The following is an 18453-nucleotide window of genomic DNA, read 5'->3' on the forward strand; positions in this document are numbered from 1 at the left end:
AGACATACAGCTATCGGAGGCGACTGCCCCGGCTGCCAGATGCATACACGCCGCCGACTTCTCACGGTCGTTACTCAAGCCGGTCGACAATGGCCGATTGCTCGTACGCAAGGCTGAGCTCCCGGGAGCGACCCCGCCCGTCGACATCGGCGTACGTGGCGGTGATCAGCCCAAGCTGGTCGAGTTTGTTGACCAGTTCGGAGTAGCGGGTGTACCCCAGCCCGGTCTCCTCGCTGAAGACCGCATAGACCTCACCGGCCTGTTTGCCGTCGTGATCAAGCAGCACCTCGATCAGGGCGCGTTCGGACTCCGAGAGCCCCTCCAGAGACCGCGAGAGGTGGACGTGTTTCGATTTCTCGTAGGCGGCTTCGATATCCTCGTCGGTGATGGTACGGGAGGCTCGCATCTCGGCCTGAAGGCCGGCCCGACGGAGTAGGTCGATACCGACCCGAAGGTCGCCGCTGTCGGCGGTGTACTCCGTGACCGTATCGAGCTCCGGGCTCCCGATGACCCCGTCATGGAAGCCACGTTTGACCCGTTCTCGGAGGATCGAAGCGATCTCCTCGGTCGAATAGCGTGGAAAGTAGATCTCCTCGGGACGGAAGACGCTCTGTACCCGGCCGTCGAGGTCGTCGATAACATCAAGCGAGAGATCCGAGGAGACGACGATGACGCCGATCTTCGCGCCCGAATGCACCTCGTGGGCCCGCAGCAGCGAGTACAGCGTGTCGCCGGCCTCGTTTTCGTAAAACAGGTAGTTGATATCGTCTAAGGCGACAACGAGGACGGTCTCCGCTTCGACAAGGCGGTCGGTCAGTTGGCCGAAGAGCTTCTTAAACGAGATGCCGGAGGCCGGCGGCTCATACTCAAAGACACCCTCGAAGAGCCGCGAGAAAACGGCGTACCGCGTCGAATCGACCTGGCAGTTGACCTGGACGACCTCGATGTCGCTTTTGCCGCCGAGCTCCCCGAAGAGCTTCTGGACGGCGGTCGTTTTCCCGGTGCCGGGCGGTCCACGGATCATCGTGTTGAGCGGCCGCGACCCTCTGACCGCGGGGCGGAGAGCGTATTTCAGGCTCTCCAGTTGGCTCTCGCGGTGATGGAAGGTCTCAGGGAGGTAGTCGATCTCGAAGACGTGTTCGTTGCGGAACACGGATTCGTCCCACGACAACATCTCCTCCGAATCGTCAGCCATCTGGCTACCACCACCGCGGCCGTCCACTTAATCATTCCCCGGCAGGCCCCTCGACGCCGGTCTGTGGCCGGATGGACACCCTTTTGCCTGGCGGTAGCGTTCGCCCGGGCATGACCCACGACGACGGCGAGACGGAGGTGTGGCGATGACAACCGAACTCACCGAGATCACCGTGATCGGCGGCGATAAGACCGGGCTGATCGCCCGGGTCACCACCCTCCTGTTCGAGCGCGAGATCAACATCGAGGATCTCGATCAGGCGGTGCGTGATGGCCTATTCCGGATGTCGATGCGTGTCGATACCGGCGAGATGAGCTGTGAGCGCGATGAGCTCCGCGAGGCCCTCTCAGAGCTGGGCCGTGAGCTCGGCGTCGAGATCCAGGTGCGGTTCCCCAGCGACCGAGAGACCCGGCGGATCGCTGTCTGTGTCACCAAGGAATCCCACTGCCTCGAAGCCCTCATCGACGCCGCTGAGAGCGGCGAGCTTGACGTCGAGATCTCAGCGGTCATCAGCAACCGCGGGACGCTACGGGACGTGGTCGAGCCGACCGATATCCCGTTCTACGATATCGGCGACGGCAAGGGCTCACCCGACGAGGATCGGATGCTCGACATCTTGGCCGAACACGACGTAGATCTGATCGTCCTTGCGCGATACATGCGCATCCTCGGCCCGAAGATCGTCTTCCGATATGAGGATCGGATCATCAACATCCACCCGAGTCTGCTGCCCTCCTTCCCCGGGGCGGCCGCCTACCGACAGGCCAAGGAGGAAGGCGTCCGCATCGCCGGCGTCACCGCCCACTACGTGACAACCGATCTTGATCAGGGGCCAATTATCACCCAACGCGCCTTCGATGTGCCGGGCGACGCGCTCATCGATGAGATCAAAGCCCGCGGCCAGCCGCTTGAAGCCGAGGCACTGCTAGAAGCGGTCGAACTCCATCTCGACGACGCGGTCGCCGTCCACCGCGGTCGGACGAGTCTGCGTGATGGAGCCGACCCCGACGACTACCAACTCGGGCTGTCGGCGACAGCACAGGACGCCAACCCGACCGAACCGATCGACGACAAACTCGATCTCAGCGAGACGCCGGGGATCGCCGACGACTGAGAGGTCGGCGAGGCGAAAGGACTGTGCCGTGTCGGCGAGAAACGGTGGTGTGGTTCCGTGGCCGATCCGGACAGTTATTATCCCATCGCCGATCCGTACGTCCATCGAGAGCCACGTTGCAACCCACCATCCGGATGAGGCCGGCGGCTTTCTCGGCTGTCGGCGGCGCGGGCGTCACCTCCGGGTGACCCGCCATATTCCGATCCCAAACGAGTCGTCGATCCCGAAACGCCGGTTTGAGACGACCGTTGATGAACGCGTGCCACCCCCGCCACGCGTGTTTTATCACTCCCATACCAGCTCGGAGTCGATCTCGGGGCTCACACAGATCGACAAACGCTCGATTCCGGAACCGTTCGCCCTCGTCATCTTCGCCCCGCATGGAAACACGTTGAGCTACCGTGGCTTCAAACACGGCTTGCTTGAGTGGCGGGAGCTCCGGGTCGAAACAGAATCGAGCACCCGGTTAGCCCGTCTTTAATCGCACAGATCACCGCGACAGACGGATCTGACAACGACGATCGTGGATGATTCACGGCCTATTTGTTCGCTAACGGCACCAGAGGCACTTCTCAACTGTACAAACTGTATATATGTACTGGTACAAGCTGGCGTAATCCATGCGTACACCCGCGGTACACAAGTAAATATACAAATACAGGCCAGAGCTTTTTATCTATGACCGAATCTTCATCTTTGTCGATAATATGTACGCGAAAGAACGCCGCTCGGACGGAAGAATAGACAAACATGTATCATTGACTGCTGATGTGGGGGTGGGCATCCGATGAGCGTCATCCTCTATGGGATCGTCGGCATTATCGTCACGATGCTGGCGATCGGCTTCTATGTCGCCCGGAAGGTGAAAGGCGACAGCGTCAACTACATTGTCGCCGGCCGGGGGCTGATCCTCCCGCTGGCGGCGGCGACGCTGATGGCCCAATCGTTAGACTCGAATGCGACGTTAGGAAATACGGATCTCGTCGCCTCCTTCGGCTTCTGGGCCGGGGCGGCACTACCGGTTGGGCTGGCAACCTGTCTGTTTCTGACAGGGCTGTTTTTCGCCAAGCCGATGAACCGGATGAATCTCACGACACTGCCGGATTTCTATCGACGGAAGTACGGCCGAACGGCCGAGATCCTTGCCAGCGTCATCATGTCGGTGGCGTACGCGTTCCTCCTGGCAGGGAACCTCGTCGCCGGCGGCTTCCTCTTTGAGATTTTCGTTGGCACAAGTTTCCAGGTCGGCGTCTTCATCATCGCCGGTCTCGTGTTGACCTACACGGTCGCCGGGGGCCTGTTCTCGGTTGCGTACACCGATTTCCTGCAGGCCGGTGTCGCTTTGGTCGGCTCGATCGCACTCATTATCTTCGTGACGACACAGTACGGTATCACGATCCCCTCGGGAATGGGCCCGACCAACCTCGGACAGCTAACCGATCCAAGTCAGGGGGCGTACATCAACCTCGCCACCATCGTCGCCCTCGGGCTTGGTGACATCGTCGCTATCGACTTCATGGAACGGGTATTTGCGGCCGATAGCCCCGAAACCGCTCGGAAGGCCTGCTTTATCGGTGCAGCCGGCACGCTGATTATCGGTGTTCCGTTCTCGATTGTCGCGCTGTCTGCGAACCCGATCCTCGCGTCACTCGGCGTTGAAACCGGTGGCCAAGCCGTCCTCTACACGCTGTTGCAGAACGCGGTGCCACCATGGCTCGGCGCGCTTGTCATCGCCGGCATTCTCGCGGCATCCTTCTCAACGAGCGATGGGGCGATCCTCGGCACCTCGGCGGTCATCGCCCGCAACATCGGCAACATCCGCGTTGACGAAAGCGAAGCGGTCGCCACCGATGGCGGCACGAACGACGACGGAAGCGACGGCGGGCTGCTTGGCACCGACAGCGACAAGCTGCTGTCGGTCACCCGGCTGATGTCGGTTCCGATCACGCTGCTTGGCATTTTCTTTGCGATCCGGGTCTCGGCGACCGGGATGTTGCTTGTGCTGGCATTCGACATCATGCTGGCAGGCGCGTTCGTCCCGCTGGTGATGGGGCTCTACTGGTCAGATATGGCGACCACGCCGGCCGCCTTGGCCTCGATGGTTGGCGGCTCGCTGACGCGGCTCGTCCTATTCGTCTTGGTTCCAACCACCTACGCCTACGAGAACACGCTGCTGTACATCGAAAACGACATTTTCACCGCTTCCTTCGACGGCTTACCAACGTTTATCGCCGCAGGGGTCAGCCTCGTTGTCTTCGTTGCCGTCGCCTACGCCACAAAGGACAGTTACGGCGTCCGCACCCTCAACCGTGATGGCCGGCGCACTATCGTCGCTGGTGGCGAAGACGAGGACTAATAATCGCTGCGTTGCTATCGCGGCGCAATTTTTGAACCGAGTACCTATACACTTATACAACATAAGTACGATTGCTTTTTTACCAATATGGTTTGGCATACGCAATTTCTGAGGGAGCATCGATGAAAGGTGACGACCAGCAGATCCGCCGGAAAGCCCAGCAGTTGGGGTCGTCGACACTCGCGGTAACGGTGCCGGCCGAGTGGGCGCATCGTCATGAGCTGATGAAAGGTGACGAACTGATCGTCCAGCGCGACGAAAACGGGAACTCGCTGCTTGTGACGCCAGCCCAACCCGCCTTGACCGAGACGGAAACGACGATCTCCGCCGATACGATGAGTGCCGACGCGCTCTCACGGGCGGTCGTTACCCAGTATGTGCTCGGTCGCGGGTTCATCCGGATCGAAGCCGAGGAGGCACTCACCGCGGCGCAGTACGACGCTGTCCTCGACGCCGAACGCCGGCTGATGGGGTTGGGGATCGTTGAGGAGTCAGCAACCCATATCACAATTCGGTGTTCGGTCGACCCCGACGATTTTGATCTGCCAACACTCTTCGGGCGGCTGGGTCGCACCGAGGCAACGATCCGCTCAAGTGCGGTCGACGCCCTGCTGACAGCCGATCCCGAGGCGGCCCGCCGGGCGCAGAATCGAAGTCCACAGCTCGAAAAGCTGTTTTCGTTGTTCCTGCGGCTCGTGTTTACGACCTACCGAAATCCCCAGCTCAATCAAGCCGTTGGCGTCGGCTCGGGGTTCCCGTTGATCGGGTACCGCTCAGCAGCCCAAGATATCTCGCTGATGGCTGGGATCGCCGACGAACTCGCCATGATCGCCGCCGATGAGATACGCGAGCCGCTTGACGATACGGTCGCTGAGGGGATCACGTCGGTACACGAATCCCTTGATGCGGCCGCCGAAACGGTTAGAGACGCCGTTATCGACCCGGAGTACAGTCAGGTAACGACGGCCCGCAAGCGACTCACACAGTTCCATGAGGTCTCAACGGCCGCGATCGACCAGCTTGAGGCCGCCCGGCCGGAGCCACTGCTTGCACTCCATCGGTGCCACCTCCTCTTTGAGCGCAGCGCACGTCACACCGAGGATACCCTCGATGTCGCAACCCACCTCGCCTTCCGGGAGAGTCCGGATGTCGTTACCCAGAACGGCCATTAAGGAATATAAGGTGACCCAAACTGTTCGGGTTTGCACCTAATCACCGTAATAGATGGAACTTCACCCAAGAAACGCTTTAGTATGATTTCAATCTCCATTCAAGTGGGCAACAACGGGTCATCTCCGACTCGCTATTGCGCGAACGATAGCTATGACAGACGAAAGATCAGGCGAAGATATCTACGGTGATGAGTACAAAGAATCAAACGAGCCGATCTTCAGCGGCATCCCAACCTTCCTCAAGCTTCCCGAGGTCGATCGCGATTCGTTGGCTGAGGAGGATGTCGACATCGGCATTATCGGCGCGCCGCTAGACACAGCAACAACGATCCGGCCCGGCACCCGATACGGGCCACGAGCAGTGCGAGCAGCCTCAACGGTTCCCTCGCCACCTTACGAGCATTTTAATATCGAAACCGGCGTTGACCCCTTCAACATCTTCAGCGTCGCCGACACCGGTGATGCGGCGGTCACACCGGGCGACACCCGCCAGAGCCAACTGAACATCGAGGACGCCGTCGCCGAGGTCAGCGAGCAGGCGACGCCGATCATCATCGGCGGCGACCACTCGATCTCCTACCCGGACATCAAGGGGTGGGCAGAGGCCAACGATTACGACGACATCGGCCTCATCCATTTTGACTGCCACGCCGACACCGGTGAGGATGGCCTCACCGGGTTTGAATACGACCACGGCGCGTGGGTCAAGCGGGTCTTCGATGAGGGGATCATGGACGGCGAGAACTACACCCTGATCGGCCCGCGTGGGTTCTGGCCCGGCCCAGATACCTACGAAGGGATGCGCGAGGCCGGCATGAAATGGTACACCTCGATGGAGGTCGGCAACATGGATCTCGACGAGATCGTCGCCGATGCCGTCCAGCGGGCGACCGACGGCACCGACGCCGTCTGGGTTTCCTTCGATGTCGACGTGATGGAGCCCGCCTACGCGCCCGGCACCGGCGAACCCGAACCCGGCGGCCTGATACCCCGGGAGGCGATCTACATGGTGCGTGAGGTCGTCAAAGCCCTCGATCCCGAGAACTTCGGCTTTGACATTGTCGAGGTCTCGCCGGCCTACGACACCAGCGACAGCAACTCGTACAACGGCGGCGTCACCAGCGGGCTGGCCAACCGGCTCATCATCGAAGTAATGGGCAGTATGGCGCTCGCCGAACAGGGACTCGAAGAGGGATCACCGATCAAACCAAAAGAACCGCTCGGCCCGACCGAGTCGCCGCAGGCAGCCGACGACTGACCGGCGACAACGCCGGGCTACAGCTCATGTATCGCGTCAACTGCGTCGTCCAACGATGGGGCGTTAAACCACTCGGTGCCGGTGTAGGCGTTGGCACCCGCGGTGTACATGTCGGCAACCGCTGTCAGCACCGCGTCGGGCAGCGAGATCGGATCGATCTCACAGAGCGGTCGCCAGTCCGCACCATCGGCGTCGGCAACGTTTGCTTTCGCCGCCCCGACAGCCTCAACCCAGTCCGGCTGTTCGCGTTTGTAGTACTGCCGGATCACTTCCTTTGAAAGTTGGTGGCCCTCAGCCGAAAACCGATTTTCGTCGAAGGTGCCGACCACGTCGGCGACACGGATCTCACCATCATAGAAGAGACACTCGATCTTGCCGTCCTCGTGGGTGAACCCCGCGGCTGCGGCCTGCTCGTTCAATAGCTCGTTAACCGACAGCGCGACAGATTCGAGCTCGTCGAGGGCAGCCGCACCGGCGATTGTTTCGGCCTCGTCGCGGCTCAGATACCGATCTTGTTCCTCGTACTTCGTGGAGAACTCAACAACCGGCTCGGGCAGTTCGACGCTCACATCGGGCCATGCGTCGACATCGAGCCCGTAGTCGGCGGGCTCGCCACGCGATCGGAGGCTGGAGCCGACCGGTACCGTGTTCCGAAAGACGATTTCAAGGGGAATCAGAAAGTTCTCGCCGGCCGCGTCGTGGTAGGCGTCATAATCGTAGGCGTCGGTGTCGGCAGTGTCGCTGTCGAAATCGGCGTCGTCGCCGCGATACGGTAGGTCGGGCACCTGCGTCAGCTGGATCGCCATCTCCGTCGGTGGCTGTTCACAGGCAGCGAGTTCAACGACCTCGCTGTCGTCGGTGACAACACCCTCGTAGTGGGTTGGGATGCCGGTGGCCGCTAAGCGTTCGAAATTGAACGCCCCCATCGTACAAAGGCTAGCTCCCTTCTCTGGGATCGCATCGGGCATCTGTCCCCAATCAAAGACGGAGTAGGCGTCGGTGAAGACGAACCGGCCCGCGCCGAGGTCGCTGTCGGTGGGCTCGCGGTCGACCCGAAACTCCTTGACGCTGGTCATGCTCCAACCGGCGGCGGCCACGCCTATCAAGCTTTCAGTTTGCCGTGTCGTTGCTGTGGCCAAGGGGTTTCGGTGCCGGTGGGCCCCGCCGCGACCGACCGCTTTTTACTCGGGACAGCCAACCTTCCTAGCATGACTGGCCGGTCGGCCGCCGACCTCGACGCCGACGCCATCAGCTTTCAGCACACCGTTGAGAGCGACCAGGCCTTCGAGAACGCCCTTGCCAAAGCCCGCGACGGCGACCGGCTGACCGTTGACGACGCCGTCGAACTCCTGACGACCGGTACCGAGCGTGACGGCATCGACCACGAGCGCAAGGAAGCCGTCCTCGAACTCGCCGACCGCCGCCGCGCCGAAGAGGTCGGCGACGACGTGACCTTCGTTGCCAACCTCAACAACAACGTCACCACCGCCTGCAACGTCGGCTGTCTGTTCTGCAATTTTAAGGATACTGCCCACCAGTTCGAAGCCGACCACGACGCCGACCACGCCGGCTTCACGAAGACGCCCGCCGACTCCCGCCGGATCGTCGACGACGCCCTCGATCTCGGCATCTCGGAGGTCTGTTCGGTCTCGGGGCTCCATCCCGCCTTCGCGCTCGACGACGAGCACCACGAGATCCTCGCCGGCTTCGACGAGCCCGCCCGCGCGGTCAACTACAAGCCGCCGGCTGTCTACGAGACCGACCCGGGAACCTACACCGAACAGATCAATGCGATGTCGGTCGACGGGGTGCACGTCCACTCGATCACCCCGGAGGAGGCCTACCACGCCCGCCGTGGCACCGACTGGGAGTACGAAACTGTCTACCGCCGATTGCGCGACGCCGGTCTCGATTCCGCACCCGGCACCGCCGCCGAGATCCTCGTCGAGGAGGTGCGGGACGTGATCTGTCCGGGGAAGATCAGCAGCGACGAGTGGATCGAGGCGATGGCGGGCGCGATGGCCGCCGGTCTCGATACGACGGCGACGATCATGTATGGGCATGTCGAGAACGAACGCCATCGGGCGATGCACCTCAAGCGCGTCCGCGACCTCCAGGATCGAACGGGCGGCATCCGGGAGTTCGTTCCCCTCTCCTTTGTCCACCAGAACACGCCACTCTACGAACACGGCGTCGTCGACGGCGGCGCGAGCGACGCCGAAGACGAACTGATGATCGCGGTCTCGCGGCTCTTTTTCGATAACATCGACAACATCCAAAGCTCGTGGGTCAAATACGGCGACGCAAAGGGGCTCAAGCTGCTGAACTGCGGTGCCAACGACTTCATGGGGACGATACTGTCAGAAGAGATCACCAAACGCGCCGGCGGGAGCTACGGCGAGTTCCGGAGCGTCGGCGACTACGTCGAGCTGATTGCTGCCATCGGCCGCCGACCCGTCGAGCGCTCGACCGATTACCGGACGAAACGACCGATCAGCGTCGACGACGACGGCGACTACGGCCCAACGCTCGGACCGCGAGCCGACGGAACGCCGATGGTCGAACCGGCCGAGGAGACGCTGGTTGCCGACGACTGATAAGTCTCAGATGTGGTAGAAGCTGCTCTGTTGAATAGAGGTGATCTTGAGAGCAGATAGAATACGAAGAGTATATAACCGGTTGAGAGGCGTGTTCTGAAAGAGATTTTACTTTATTCCAGCCTATGATTACTATTCAGCAAAAATTAGAATTGGGTAGAAACCGAAAGTCTGGCAGGGGGTAGTTACATCTCGTATGAGAGCGAACTTTTTGTAATTTTCTGAGTCAGTAGAGTGAATATAATAGGTAGTAAGCACGATATGTGGTGAAATGTTATGACAGAGAACAACGATAGTACTTCGAAAGAAGATAGCCATCTTGAACCGGATGGGTCGAGTGAAAAGGAAAGGCAAAAATCAATATCTGTGACGCGACGCGGTGCCCTACAGAAGTCTGGGGTAGCTGGGCTATTAGGCACACTTGGATTTACACAATCAGTCGGTGCAGAAAATGGTATTACAGGAAATAAATCTCCTACGGCAGCCGAAGAATTAGATGAAGAAAATGTCAAAAAACTACGTAAAGAACTAAGAAAAAACAAAAAAGAGACAGATGCTTCGGTGGATAAGACTCATAAAGAGAAGCTTTCAGGAGTGTCGACCCAAGACGTGATTGGATCTATCCCGTCAATCGGAAAGAACGAATCGTACGCCACACAATCGGCAAATTGGGAAGCAGGCGATTACAAATTTGATATTCCACCCGCATTTGCAGAGTATGATACCAAAACATCTGGTGTCGTCAACAAGGCGTTTGCAGGTGCATACATCAATTACATTGGCGCAGATAATCCGTGGGCATGGGCAGAAACTGGACTTCGGTTCGATGTCAAAGATTCTGGCCGCTTTGAGGTTAGTAGCCGGGGGCAGTACGCCGGTGAATTAGTTGCAAGTGGGACTGCAGCCTCAGAGATCGAATTCAACATTCATTTGATTGATTTGACGGATGAGGAGGAAGTTCTCCGATTACGTATTTGGAATCAAGGCTCACTCATTGTCCCGATTCCAGGGCAAACGCGTGACGAAGCATATCGAATTAGTGGAGAAGCTGATTTAACAGCGGACCATAGTTACCTCCTTGTCCCTAGAGTTCGAACTTCTGCGGTTGTCATAGGAACAGGATCTGCCCAGTCAAATGCTTGGACTGGTCGATGGAATTTTGACGGATTCTTCCAATGGTTTAACTTGTCATTGTCGTGGCTCGGGTAGTAATACGACGCATATTTTAGTATATTTCCCAATAAAAGAGCCAAATATGAAAACAAGAGATAGAGCACTTGCATCCCTGTTCCTCGGACTTGTAGGTGCCTCATTTATTACAGCCAGTATTATTGTTGGCACAGTCTACGGACTGGTGATTGCGGTTGGCCTCTTCGTTGTCCTCACGTATGTGAGCCCATCAAAAAGAATAAAAACGATCTCGTTCGAACTGAGCTATACCTTTGCATTAGCTTGTGTTGGCGGACTACTCTCACTACTCGTATTCTCGCAGCTTGCCGGTGGATTCCCGGTCGACCACCCCCAGTTCTGGGCCGGAACGGTAATAATAATTGTTCTCACGGTGGCTGCCGGATACATACTCTCTCCGGAAGCAACCTCGATTGGCCGTTCCTGAACAGTTCGTCTCGATTCGTCGGATTTTTGATCGCTCACAGCTTGGAAATAAGCTCTGCGTCTTCTCGGACACGGTTATATTGGTCAGTTGCCCAGTCGAGTGCATCGTCGGTATCGTTGATGATGATGCCTTTGACGCTTTGATCGGTGTGCACGATGATCCCTGCATGATTCTCGTCTGAGATCCACAACGAGAAGCTCACCGGGACATCACCATGATACAATGTTGTGTTTTCATCTGATAGTACATTATCTGTTTGATTGGGATTGATTGTGCGGAGCCGTTCAAATATCTCTGGCTGAAGAACGAGTTCTAATTGGGCGTCGCTACCTGCCGTGGCATGACGATAGAACGAATCCGCGTAGCCAGACATAGCAAGCGCAGTTATGCCTCGGATATGGGTTGCGGATTCGACGGCATTAAGTAAGATCTGTATGACATCATCGGGAACCGGAGCAGTTGCGATATGAACCTCTGCATCGATGAGGAAGTGACGGTCGACGGGTGTCGTTCGAGGTAATTCGTTGATTACCGGAGCAGCATCGGTAAGGCTCTCTAACCCCTCCTTGTAACGAGTGTGGTGGTTAAATGTACATTGGCCGAGAGGAGTGGGCTGCCACTCACCGTCAAGATATTCGACAAGATCAGCATGTTCGAGGTCGCGGACGATATCATCAAGTGTCGAACGTGGAATGTCTAGTGATTCGACGAGTTCTCGCTTCGCTTGGGGTTGGTTGCTGAGTGCACGGAGACACTCGCATCGTTTCAGGAGGACATCCGCGAGATCGAGTGATGCAGAGCGGGGCATGACATGGGATAAATGAATGTTATCTAACTTAATATTTGCTTAATTTTTGAATATTGAGCGCATTACATACTATAATCAAGGATAATAATTAAGATACTGCCAAAGATTGGAGAACCGTGATTGGATAGCAGGTTGCTAATCGCCAGACAGCGAAGGGTCATACTTTATTTGCCAGATCTCATATCTGATCGAATGTAAAATAGTATTGCCTATATGGAGTTTAGATTAGACGAACACCAATTTAGAGAGTATGATTACACTTATATATTATGATATAAAAATAAAACAGATTTATGTACCTTATCAAACAAAAAATATCGGAGTAGAGCAATTTAGGCTGCTGTTTTCGAACGAGAGACCTGCTGTCCAACTACGGAAAACCAATCATACGCCATCTTTCATCACTGAAGAATATATGGCTTGAATATCTACTTTTCAACGCCAGCGAACTAACTTATTCATCTAACTATATTCCAGAATTCCCTGTAGACTGCTTCTGCTGTCTTTATTTATTCAACATTAATACGTTAACATGCAAATTTGAGAGATATTATTTGATTTCTTTCTTTACTAATAGAATAATATGTCTGATTTCTAATTATAATAAAATAATAACGCAACCCCAATTAACGTTGTTGTTATACCAATGACACTCACTATATTTAGGTTAATTAATCTAGGATATCCAATCCAAGGAAGCAAATACGAAGCAGTTGAGTGAATGATCAGTCCTAGTACGATTATGATTCTTGGAATGTGTTTTTTCTTCATCATAAATTTCAGATTTATGTTGTGAGTTTGATTAGTAATGTAGAAAATTTTGTTTAACTCCAAAATTAGAACCAATTATGGTTCCAAGTAAGCTTGGAAATCAAAGTCGCAGTTCACACCAAATCCATCAACCTCACAGGAAGTTTCTAGGCACACAATGATAGTAGCACCAAGATTTACTTCGGTTTCGTCTTCAATAGTATATGCGACAGAACAACCACCGCTTCCGGCAGTAATTGTAATAATAGCTATTCCCAATCCAGAGGTCGTTGGCTCGGGATAGACGGCCAGCGCGAGGCCACCTAAGTAGAAAACAGCCTCACAAACCCAGTTTGGTGGCGTATCGTCAAGGCCGAGAGGGTAATCCCATGTGAAATCACAATTATTTTGAGTTGTGATAGAATTGCTATCAGAATTTATGTCTAAGTTATCAGACCATTCTTGGCCTGTAATAATACCATACTCTTCAAGTTCCGATGAACGACTCTGATTATCCCCATTATTAGTAATCGATGGGCTACTTTTGTACACATTCGTTCCGATAGTCGCGGAAACATGCGTACCATCCTCAAGATCACGGATGACGACATCCGCTTTGATGTCCTTCTCTTCTTCAAAAGGTGTCCGAAATAGACGGAAACTCGCATTACCCTCTGAAGACTCAATTATATACGCATCAAGATCACTGGGTGTGACGGTAATATTGTATTCTTTTTTGAGGAACGACCGCATCTGCTTAACAGGTTCAGCAGACCAGACCTTACCGGTTTGCTGGTCTCGGATGGATGCATCCTGTTTGGTTCGCTTGAGACCAAGTCCATCATCAAAGTTATCAGACTCACTTGCAGAGGCTACTCCACTGAAAGCTGTGCCTGCAAACGCTGAACCCCCGATACATTTTATCAATTTTCTCCGAATGATTTCATCCATGGTTTGTTACCACATATTCATATTATAATACATTTATATTCATGCTACTGGTTCGGAAAATACCGAATTAATCGTATCCTTACGAGAAGCAACTACCGCTACCCAGTAATTGAGATAGCACTTACCGAACACAATAAAACAGCATAAGAACCACAGTACCCAGCCGATTGTTTGCGTATGAATACATTCCCAAGCGCGACGATGATGTTCAAAATGGGCTCTCATAATAGAAAGAAAACTTGTAGCGGCTCTTCGTCTATTATTGACCAGCATACGATTCGGCAGCAGAATTTCTATTACGATCTATCAATCTTATTTGGAAGTTGGTATATCTCTCAAGACTATGGGATTAGTTACTTCTCCCGCCGTGTGACCGCGCGGTACCGCTCGCCCGTGGCCGTTTCGTCGGCCATTGCTGCCCGAATCCGCGCCGGGAGCCACGCATCGGTGTCAACGGGGTCGGCTGGGGGTGCAACGTCGTTGCGGCGAATCCTTTCCGGTAAATATCGATCATACACCGGCAGCCGCTCGTACAGCGGCAGCCCCGCGTCGTCGGCGATCGCGTTGAGCTCCTCCAGTGCGGGCCAGGCGTAGTCGGGATTGATGTAATCGTCTGTAACCGGCGAGACGCCGCCGAGATCGTCGACGCCGCAGTCGATCAGCTTGCCGGTCGGCGAGAGATTCGGTGGCACCTGCACCGAGATCTCGGCCGGCAGCGCGGCCCGCGCTATCGCCACCGCCCGCCGCATCGTTGCGACGGAGGGCTGGTCGAAATCCGATCGCTCGTTGGGGACGACGTTTTGGATGATCACCTCCTGGATGTGGCCGTATCGCTCGTGAAGCTCGCGGATCGCCAGCAGGCTTTCGGCGCGGTCGCGCCACGTTTCGCCGATGCCGACGAGCAGGCCAGTGGTGAACGGCACACCCTCGCGGCCCGCCGCCCGGATCGTGTTGAGCCGCTGGCCGGGCGTCTTCCGGCGGCCGCCGCTGTGGGCGTCGACATCGGCGGTCGTCTCCAACATCACGCCCATCGAGCTGTTGACCTCGCGTAAACGGTGGAACTCCGATTCGGTGATGTCGCCGGGATTCGAGTGTGGCAGCAGACCCTCCGCAAGAGCGATCTCGCAGGCCGCATACAGGTAGTCGATAATCGAATCGTAGCCCCACTCGTCGAGTTGGCGGTGGATTTCGGTGTAGCGATCGTCAGGTTTGTCGCCGAAGGTAAACAGGGCCTCCGTACAGCCGGCGTCGACACCGGTTTCGATAACATCGCGGATCGCCTCCGGCGACATCAACGTTGCTTCGCCGGGGACATCGTAGTACGTGCAGTAGCTACAGGTGTATCGGCAGGCGGTCGTCAACGGGACAAAGACATTTCGCGAGAAGGTGAGTTCGGCCGGCGGCGAAACATCACTCGGCTCAACGGCGAGCACCGACTCGACGGCCGACTCCGCAATGTCGATGGTGATACCATACTCGTCGGCCGCCGGGAACATACCAAACCGCGGCCCCGAAGGCGCAAAAACTGCTCGGCTCCGGGGGTGATCGCCCCTATCGTCGCCGAACTCCGACCCGGCCGTCGCTCCGGTCGAGGTCGAAGCCAGCGTCGATGAGCCATTCCCGAGCCGGGCCGTCACCGTGGATCAACACCTCAGCGAGATCGCTCGGCTCGTCGATATCGGTCGCCAACCGGCGGGAGTCAACAGTTTCGACGGTTGCGCCAAGATCGGCGGCAGCCGCACGGTGATCGAGATACGACGCGCCGTGATAATCGACCCGAAACGCCGGTGCCCGAACCACAAGCGCGTTCGTTCCGCCGCCGAGCCCCGGCGCGATGGCGATATCGGCATCGGTGCCGGCGTCGTCGCTGGCGGCGATGAGTCGGCGGATGCTCTCCGGCGTTGCCAGTGGGAGATCAGCCATCATGATCAGGGTCGGCGTGTCGGTGGTCAGTTGGTCGTTGACCGCGGTGGTCAGCGGGCGATCGTCGACGACGACTGAGGTGTCCGCTGGCAGCGCGGTCGCCGCAAGTGCGGCCGTCGAGAGAACGGTCGGCTCAGAGCCGGCCTGCTGGAGCGTCGCACACACGGATCGCAGCATCGCTCGCGCAAACGCGGCGCGCTCGTCGCCGGTGAGCACGCTGTCAAGCCGGGTTTTTGGGTTAACGGCCGCAAACGGAACAAGGGTACGCATGGCTGAGAGGGAGAGTAAAAACGGAGCCAGACGACGACTCAGAACAGCGATTCGAGCTCGTCGCTGTCGTCGTTGACGAGGTCTTCGAGGTTATCGTCGCTTTCCTGTTGGATCTCGTCGATGTTGTCCTGGGCCTCGATCGCGACCTGCTGGAGTTCCTTGATCCGGGGGACGTTCGTCACGCCGGACAGCAGGACAACACTGGAGACCCGGCCGGTGGCTTTCGTCGGGTAGTCGCCACCGCGAACCTCCATACTACCGGTCTGCTCTTCGAGCCATTTCCGGCCGCGCTCGATCCCTTTGCGGTTGAGGTAGTTCGGTGGGCCCGCAAGCACGACCAGCGCGCGTTCGGCCCCATCGATCTCACACGGCAGCGTCAGCCGCCCGAGTGCGGCTTTCCGTACGAGGCTCGTGATCCGATTTGTCGTGTTGGCAGTGTCAAGCTCGTCGGTGCTATCGTCGCCGGTAAACCGTGAGAGCAGCCCGCCGGACGAGGAAACCTCAACCTCTTCTTCGGCAAAGCCGATCGTCGAAACGCCGCCCCCGGAGAGCGTATTGATGATCTCCGAGGAGTCGACGACACTTTCGGCGACCTCGTCGCCCTCGCCGACCTCACCGGCCCCGAAGAGCACCCCGAACCGCCGGACGATCTCGCTGTTGATCTCCGCGTAGCCGCCCTGAACGGATTCGCCGGTTTTCCGCCAGGCGTCGTTGTCGAAGACCAGCAGGTTGTCGACCTCACGGACGAACGTCTGGAACGACCGAGCCGCGTTGAGCGTGTAGATTCCACCCTCGTCGCTGCCCGGCAGCACACCGAGCCCATAGACCGGCTCGGTGTAGATCCGTTTGAGGTGTTTGGCGATGACCGGCGCGCCACCGGAGCCGGTGCCGCCACCGAGGCCGGCGACAACGAGAAAGGCGTCAACCTCGTGTACCGGAATGCTATCGATGGCCGACTGGATCTCGTCGATATCCTCCTCGGCGATCTCCGCGCCGAGCTCGTTGTCCGCGCCGACACCGTGGCCCTTGACCCGCGACTGACCGATCAAGATACGTTGCTCCTCGGGGATCCGTTCCAGCCCCATCAGATCCGCCTTCGCGGAGTTGACCGCGACCGCCGCGCGGACGATGTTGGAGTTCGTTTCCGCGTCGTACTGGAGGAACCTGTCAACGATCTTACCACCGGCCTGTCCGAAGCCGATCATCGCGAGTTTCATGTGGTACCTTCCCTCTCCATTGGCAGAAAAACAGTGCCATCAGCGCAATAAAGGTTGTGTCTTTCGAGACTGTCATGATTCGGTCGGCTTCGATGCCGACATGTGCTATGTGAGCTCACAACGTTGCCAGATTCGGCAACAAAAACACAGCAGCACTCGAGATCAGCGATTCGAACTGATGGCCGCCACACCCTCGGAGCAGTCAGTATCGTTTCAGTATCCAGAGGTGTGAAAGCGTGTCACATAACTATTGGAATTTTAATATGTTTGCCACCGCTGATCGCCGAGTGTCGAAAGAGCCCACAGGTTGTCAGCCAGCAAGATACGAGCCGAGTGTCGTCAGCGACGCCTCGGCGGCTCCAAAGGCGTCGATGTCGTTGTCGGCGGTCGTGTTATCAAACCGCAGCGACCGGTACTGATCGGCCCCCATCGGGAACCCGGGGATCTTGCCACCGACCGAGAGACCGACCCCGGCAAGCGCCATCGGCACCGAGACGATCGTGATGGATTTGCCCGCAGCATCGTAGACCATATTCGTGATTTCACGGAGTGTGAGATTCTCGGGGCCGCCGAGTTCGTAGGTCTCACGCACGTGTGCATCGTCGGTAAGTGTCTCGGCCAGCATCTCGACAAGGTCGTTGACGTAGATCGGCTGGAATCGAGTCGTGCCGCCGCCAGGCAGCGGGTAGACCGGCACACCAGGGGCGAACATCCCCTTGAGCTTCTTCGTGAAGGAGACGAACTCGCCGCCTTCACCGAAGACAACCGACGGGCGGATAATCGTCCAGTCGAGAGCGGAGTCGGTGACATGTTCCTCAGCTTGTCCTTTCGCGCGAATGTAGGCGGTTGCGCCGTCGGGGTCGGCCCCAAGCGCGCTCAACTGGAGGAAGCGACCGACGTCGCCGGCTTCGGCGGCCCGCACGAGGTTTTCCGTGCCGTGGCGATGAACCTCGTCGTGCATTTTGTCGCCGCCTGTTGGCTTGAATAGCGGCGACAACGCGACAAGATTGACCACGGCATCGTGGCCAGCGACAGCCGACTCGATAGAATCGTAGGCGGTGATGTCCCCGCTGACGGTTTCGACACCATCCGGCATCGCGTCGCTGTCGGGAGTACGTGCCAGTACGGTTACCTCGTGGCCATCAGCAAGCAGTTCAGGGACAAGGTGGCTGCCGATGAACCCGTTCCCGCCGGCGACTAGGATGTGCATATCGCGTCTTATCACCG

16 protein-coding genes are annotated in these 18453 nt (G+C 57.3%); 8 read left to right on the plus strand and 8 right to left on the minus strand.

The window, feature by feature from the left end; genetic code table 11:
• Positions 1-70 precede the first annotated feature (70 nt).
• Complete coding sequence (locus DP106_RS01755) at positions 71-1195, minus strand: ORC1-type DNA replication protein (protein WP_120082900.1); 1125 nt, start codon at positions 1193-1195, stop codon at positions 71-73.
• A gap of 145 nt (positions 1196-1340) precedes the next feature.
• Between DP106_RS01755 and DP106_RS01760 the strand changes: the two genes are divergently transcribed.
• The 5 genes from DP106_RS01760 to DP106_RS01780 all read left to right on the plus strand — a co-directional run bounded on the left by DP106_RS01760 (position 1341) and on the right by DP106_RS01780 (position 7095).
• A complete protein-coding gene (locus DP106_RS01760; RefSeq protein WP_120082902.1) occupies positions 1341-2309 on the plus strand; it encodes a formyltetrahydrofolate deformylase in 969 nt (322 codons plus the stop codon).
• Between the two features lie 49 nt (positions 2310-2358).
• A complete protein-coding gene (locus DP106_RS01765) occupies positions 2359-2790 on the plus strand; it encodes an MPN domain-containing protein (protein ID WP_205738861.1) in 432 nt (143 codons plus the stop codon).
• Between the two features lie 306 nt (positions 2791-3096).
• Complete coding sequence (locus DP106_RS01770) at positions 3097-4665, plus strand: sodium:solute symporter family protein (RefSeq protein ID WP_120082903.1); 1569 nt, start codon at positions 3097-3099, stop codon at positions 4663-4665.
• 122 nt (positions 4666-4787) lie between these two features.
• A complete protein-coding gene (locus DP106_RS01775) occupies positions 4788-5837 on the plus strand; it encodes an AbrB/MazE/SpoVT family DNA-binding domain-containing protein (RefSeq protein ID WP_120082905.1) in 1050 nt (349 codons plus the stop codon).
• A 151-nt stretch (positions 5838-5988) separates the two neighbouring features.
• On the plus strand, positions 5989-7095 hold the full coding sequence (locus DP106_RS01780; protein WP_120082907.1) for an agmatinase family protein: 1107 nt from the start codon (positions 5989-5991) through the stop codon (positions 7093-7095).
• 17 nt (positions 7096-7112) lie between these two features.
• On the opposite strand, the gene DP106_RS01785 is transcribed toward DP106_RS01780, so the two are convergent.
• Complete coding sequence (locus DP106_RS01785; RefSeq protein ID WP_120082909.1) at positions 7113-8171, minus strand: phosphoribosylaminoimidazolesuccinocarboxamide synthase; 1059 nt, start codon at positions 8169-8171, stop codon at positions 7113-7115.
• 132 nt (positions 8172-8303) lie between these two features.
• Between DP106_RS01785 and cofH the strand changes: the two genes are divergently transcribed.
• The 3 genes from cofH (at position 8304) to DP106_RS15475 (ending at position 11307) form a co-directional block, all read left to right on the plus strand.
• Complete coding sequence (cofH, locus tag DP106_RS01790; protein WP_120082911.1) at positions 8304-9692, plus strand: 7,8-didemethyl-8-hydroxy-5-deazariboflavin synthase subunit CofH; 1389 nt, start codon at positions 8304-8306, stop codon at positions 9690-9692.
• 276 nt (positions 9693-9968) lie between these two features.
• Positions 9969-10901 (plus strand): hypothetical protein, encoded by a 933-nt coding sequence (locus DP106_RS15470; RefSeq protein WP_133305084.1) that lies wholly within the window; start codon positions 9969-9971, stop codon positions 10899-10901.
• A gap of 46 nt (positions 10902-10947) precedes the next feature.
• A complete protein-coding gene (locus DP106_RS15475) occupies positions 10948-11307 on the plus strand; it encodes a hypothetical protein (RefSeq protein WP_133305085.1) in 360 nt (119 codons plus the stop codon).
• Positions 11308-11341: 34 nt separating this feature from the next.
• Here the strand turns inward: DP106_RS15475 and DP106_RS01795 are convergent, their stop codons facing one another.
• The 6 genes from DP106_RS01795 to DP106_RS01820 form a co-directional block, all read right to left on the minus strand.
• Entirely contained in the window at positions 11342-12115 is a 774-nt protein-coding gene (locus DP106_RS01795; protein WP_120082913.1) for a helix-turn-helix transcriptional regulator, read from the minus strand.
• An 846-nt stretch (positions 12116-12961) separates the two neighbouring features.
• The gene (locus tag DP106_RS01800; RefSeq protein WP_120082915.1) at positions 12962-13816 is read right to left on the minus strand and encodes a hypothetical protein; all 855 of its coding nucleotides are present in this window, start codon (positions 13814-13816) and stop codon (positions 12962-12964) included.
• A gap of 353 nt (positions 13817-14169) precedes the next feature.
• Complete coding sequence (cofG, locus tag DP106_RS01805) at positions 14170-15312, minus strand: 7,8-didemethyl-8-hydroxy-5-deazariboflavin synthase subunit CofG (protein WP_120082917.1); 1143 nt, start codon at positions 15310-15312, stop codon at positions 14170-14172.
• Positions 15313-15367: 55 nt separating this feature from the next.
• Positions 15368-16009 carry a 2-phospho-L-lactate guanylyltransferase gene (cofC, locus tag DP106_RS01810; protein WP_120082919.1) on the minus strand — a complete coding sequence of 214 codons (642 nt, stop codon included), beginning with the start codon at positions 16007-16009 and terminating at the stop codon, positions 15368-15370.
• Positions 16010-16047: 38 nt separating this feature from the next.
• Positions 16048-17226, minus strand: coding sequence for a tubulin/FtsZ family protein (locus DP106_RS01815; protein ID WP_120082921.1), 1179 nt, complete (start codon positions 17224-17226; stop codon positions 16048-16050).
• Between the two features lie 310 nt (positions 17227-17536).
• Positions 17537-18436 (minus strand): complex I NDUFA9 subunit family protein, encoded by a 900-nt coding sequence (locus tag DP106_RS01820; protein WP_120082924.1) that lies wholly within the window; start codon positions 18434-18436, stop codon positions 17537-17539.
• Positions 18437-18453: the final 17 nt, after the last annotated feature.

Source organism: Halonotius pteroides (assembly GCF_003605635.1).
Classification (GTDB): domain Archaea; phylum Halobacteriota; class Halobacteria; order Halobacteriales; family Haloferacaceae; genus Halonotius; species Halonotius pteroides.

Excerpts from the sequence above, each read along its gene's own strand:
- DP106_RS01770 (WP_120082903.1), top strand. The coding sequence starts at position 3,097 with ATGAGCGTCATCCTCTATGGGATCGTCGGCATTATCGTCACGATGCTG.
- DP106_RS01795 (WP_120082913.1), bottom strand. The coding sequence starts at position 12,115 with ATGCCCCGCTCTGCATCACTCGATCTCGCGGATGTCCTCCTGAAACGA.
- cofC (WP_120082919.1), bottom strand. The coding sequence starts at position 16,009 with ATGCGTACCCTTGTTCCGTTTGCGGCCGTTAACCCAAAAACCCGGCTT.
- DP106_RS01760 (WP_120082902.1), top strand. The coding sequence starts at position 1,341 with ATGACAACCGAACTCACCGAGATCACCGTGATCGGCGGCGATAAGACC.
- cofG (WP_120082917.1), bottom strand. The coding sequence starts at position 15,312 with ATGTTCCCGGCGGCCGACGAGTATGGTATCACCATCGACATTGCGGAG.
- DP106_RS15475 (WP_133305085.1), top strand. The coding sequence starts at position 10,948 with ATGAAAACAAGAGATAGAGCACTTGCATCCCTGTTCCTCGGACTTGTA.
- DP106_RS01820 (WP_120082924.1), bottom strand. The coding sequence starts at position 18,436 with ATGCACATCCTAGTCGCCGGCGGGAACGGGTTCATCGGCAGCCACCTT.
- DP106_RS01780 (WP_120082907.1), top strand. The coding sequence starts at position 5,989 with ATGACAGACGAAAGATCAGGCGAAGATATCTACGGTGATGAGTACAAA.
- DP106_RS01815 (WP_120082921.1), bottom strand. The coding sequence starts at position 17,226 with ATGAAACTCGCGATGATCGGCTTCGGACAGGCCGGTGGTAAGATCGTT.
- DP106_RS01800 (WP_120082915.1), bottom strand. The coding sequence starts at position 13,816 with ATGGATGAAATCATTCGGAGAAAATTGATAAAATGTATCGGGGGTTCA.
- DP106_RS01755 (WP_120082900.1), bottom strand. The coding sequence starts at position 1,195 with ATGGCTGACGATTCGGAGGAGATGTTGTCGTGGGACGAATCCGTGTTC.
- DP106_RS01775 (WP_120082905.1), top strand. The coding sequence starts at position 4,788 with ATGAAAGGTGACGACCAGCAGATCCGCCGGAAAGCCCAGCAGTTGGGG.
- cofH (WP_120082911.1), top strand. The coding sequence starts at position 8,304 with ATGACTGGCCGGTCGGCCGCCGACCTCGACGCCGACGCCATCAGCTTT.
- DP106_RS15470 (WP_133305084.1), top strand. The coding sequence starts at position 9,969 with ATGACAGAGAACAACGATAGTACTTCGAAAGAAGATAGCCATCTTGAA.
- DP106_RS01785 (WP_120082909.1), bottom strand. The coding sequence starts at position 8,171 with ATGACCAGCGTCAAGGAGTTTCGGGTCGACCGCGAGCCCACCGACAGC.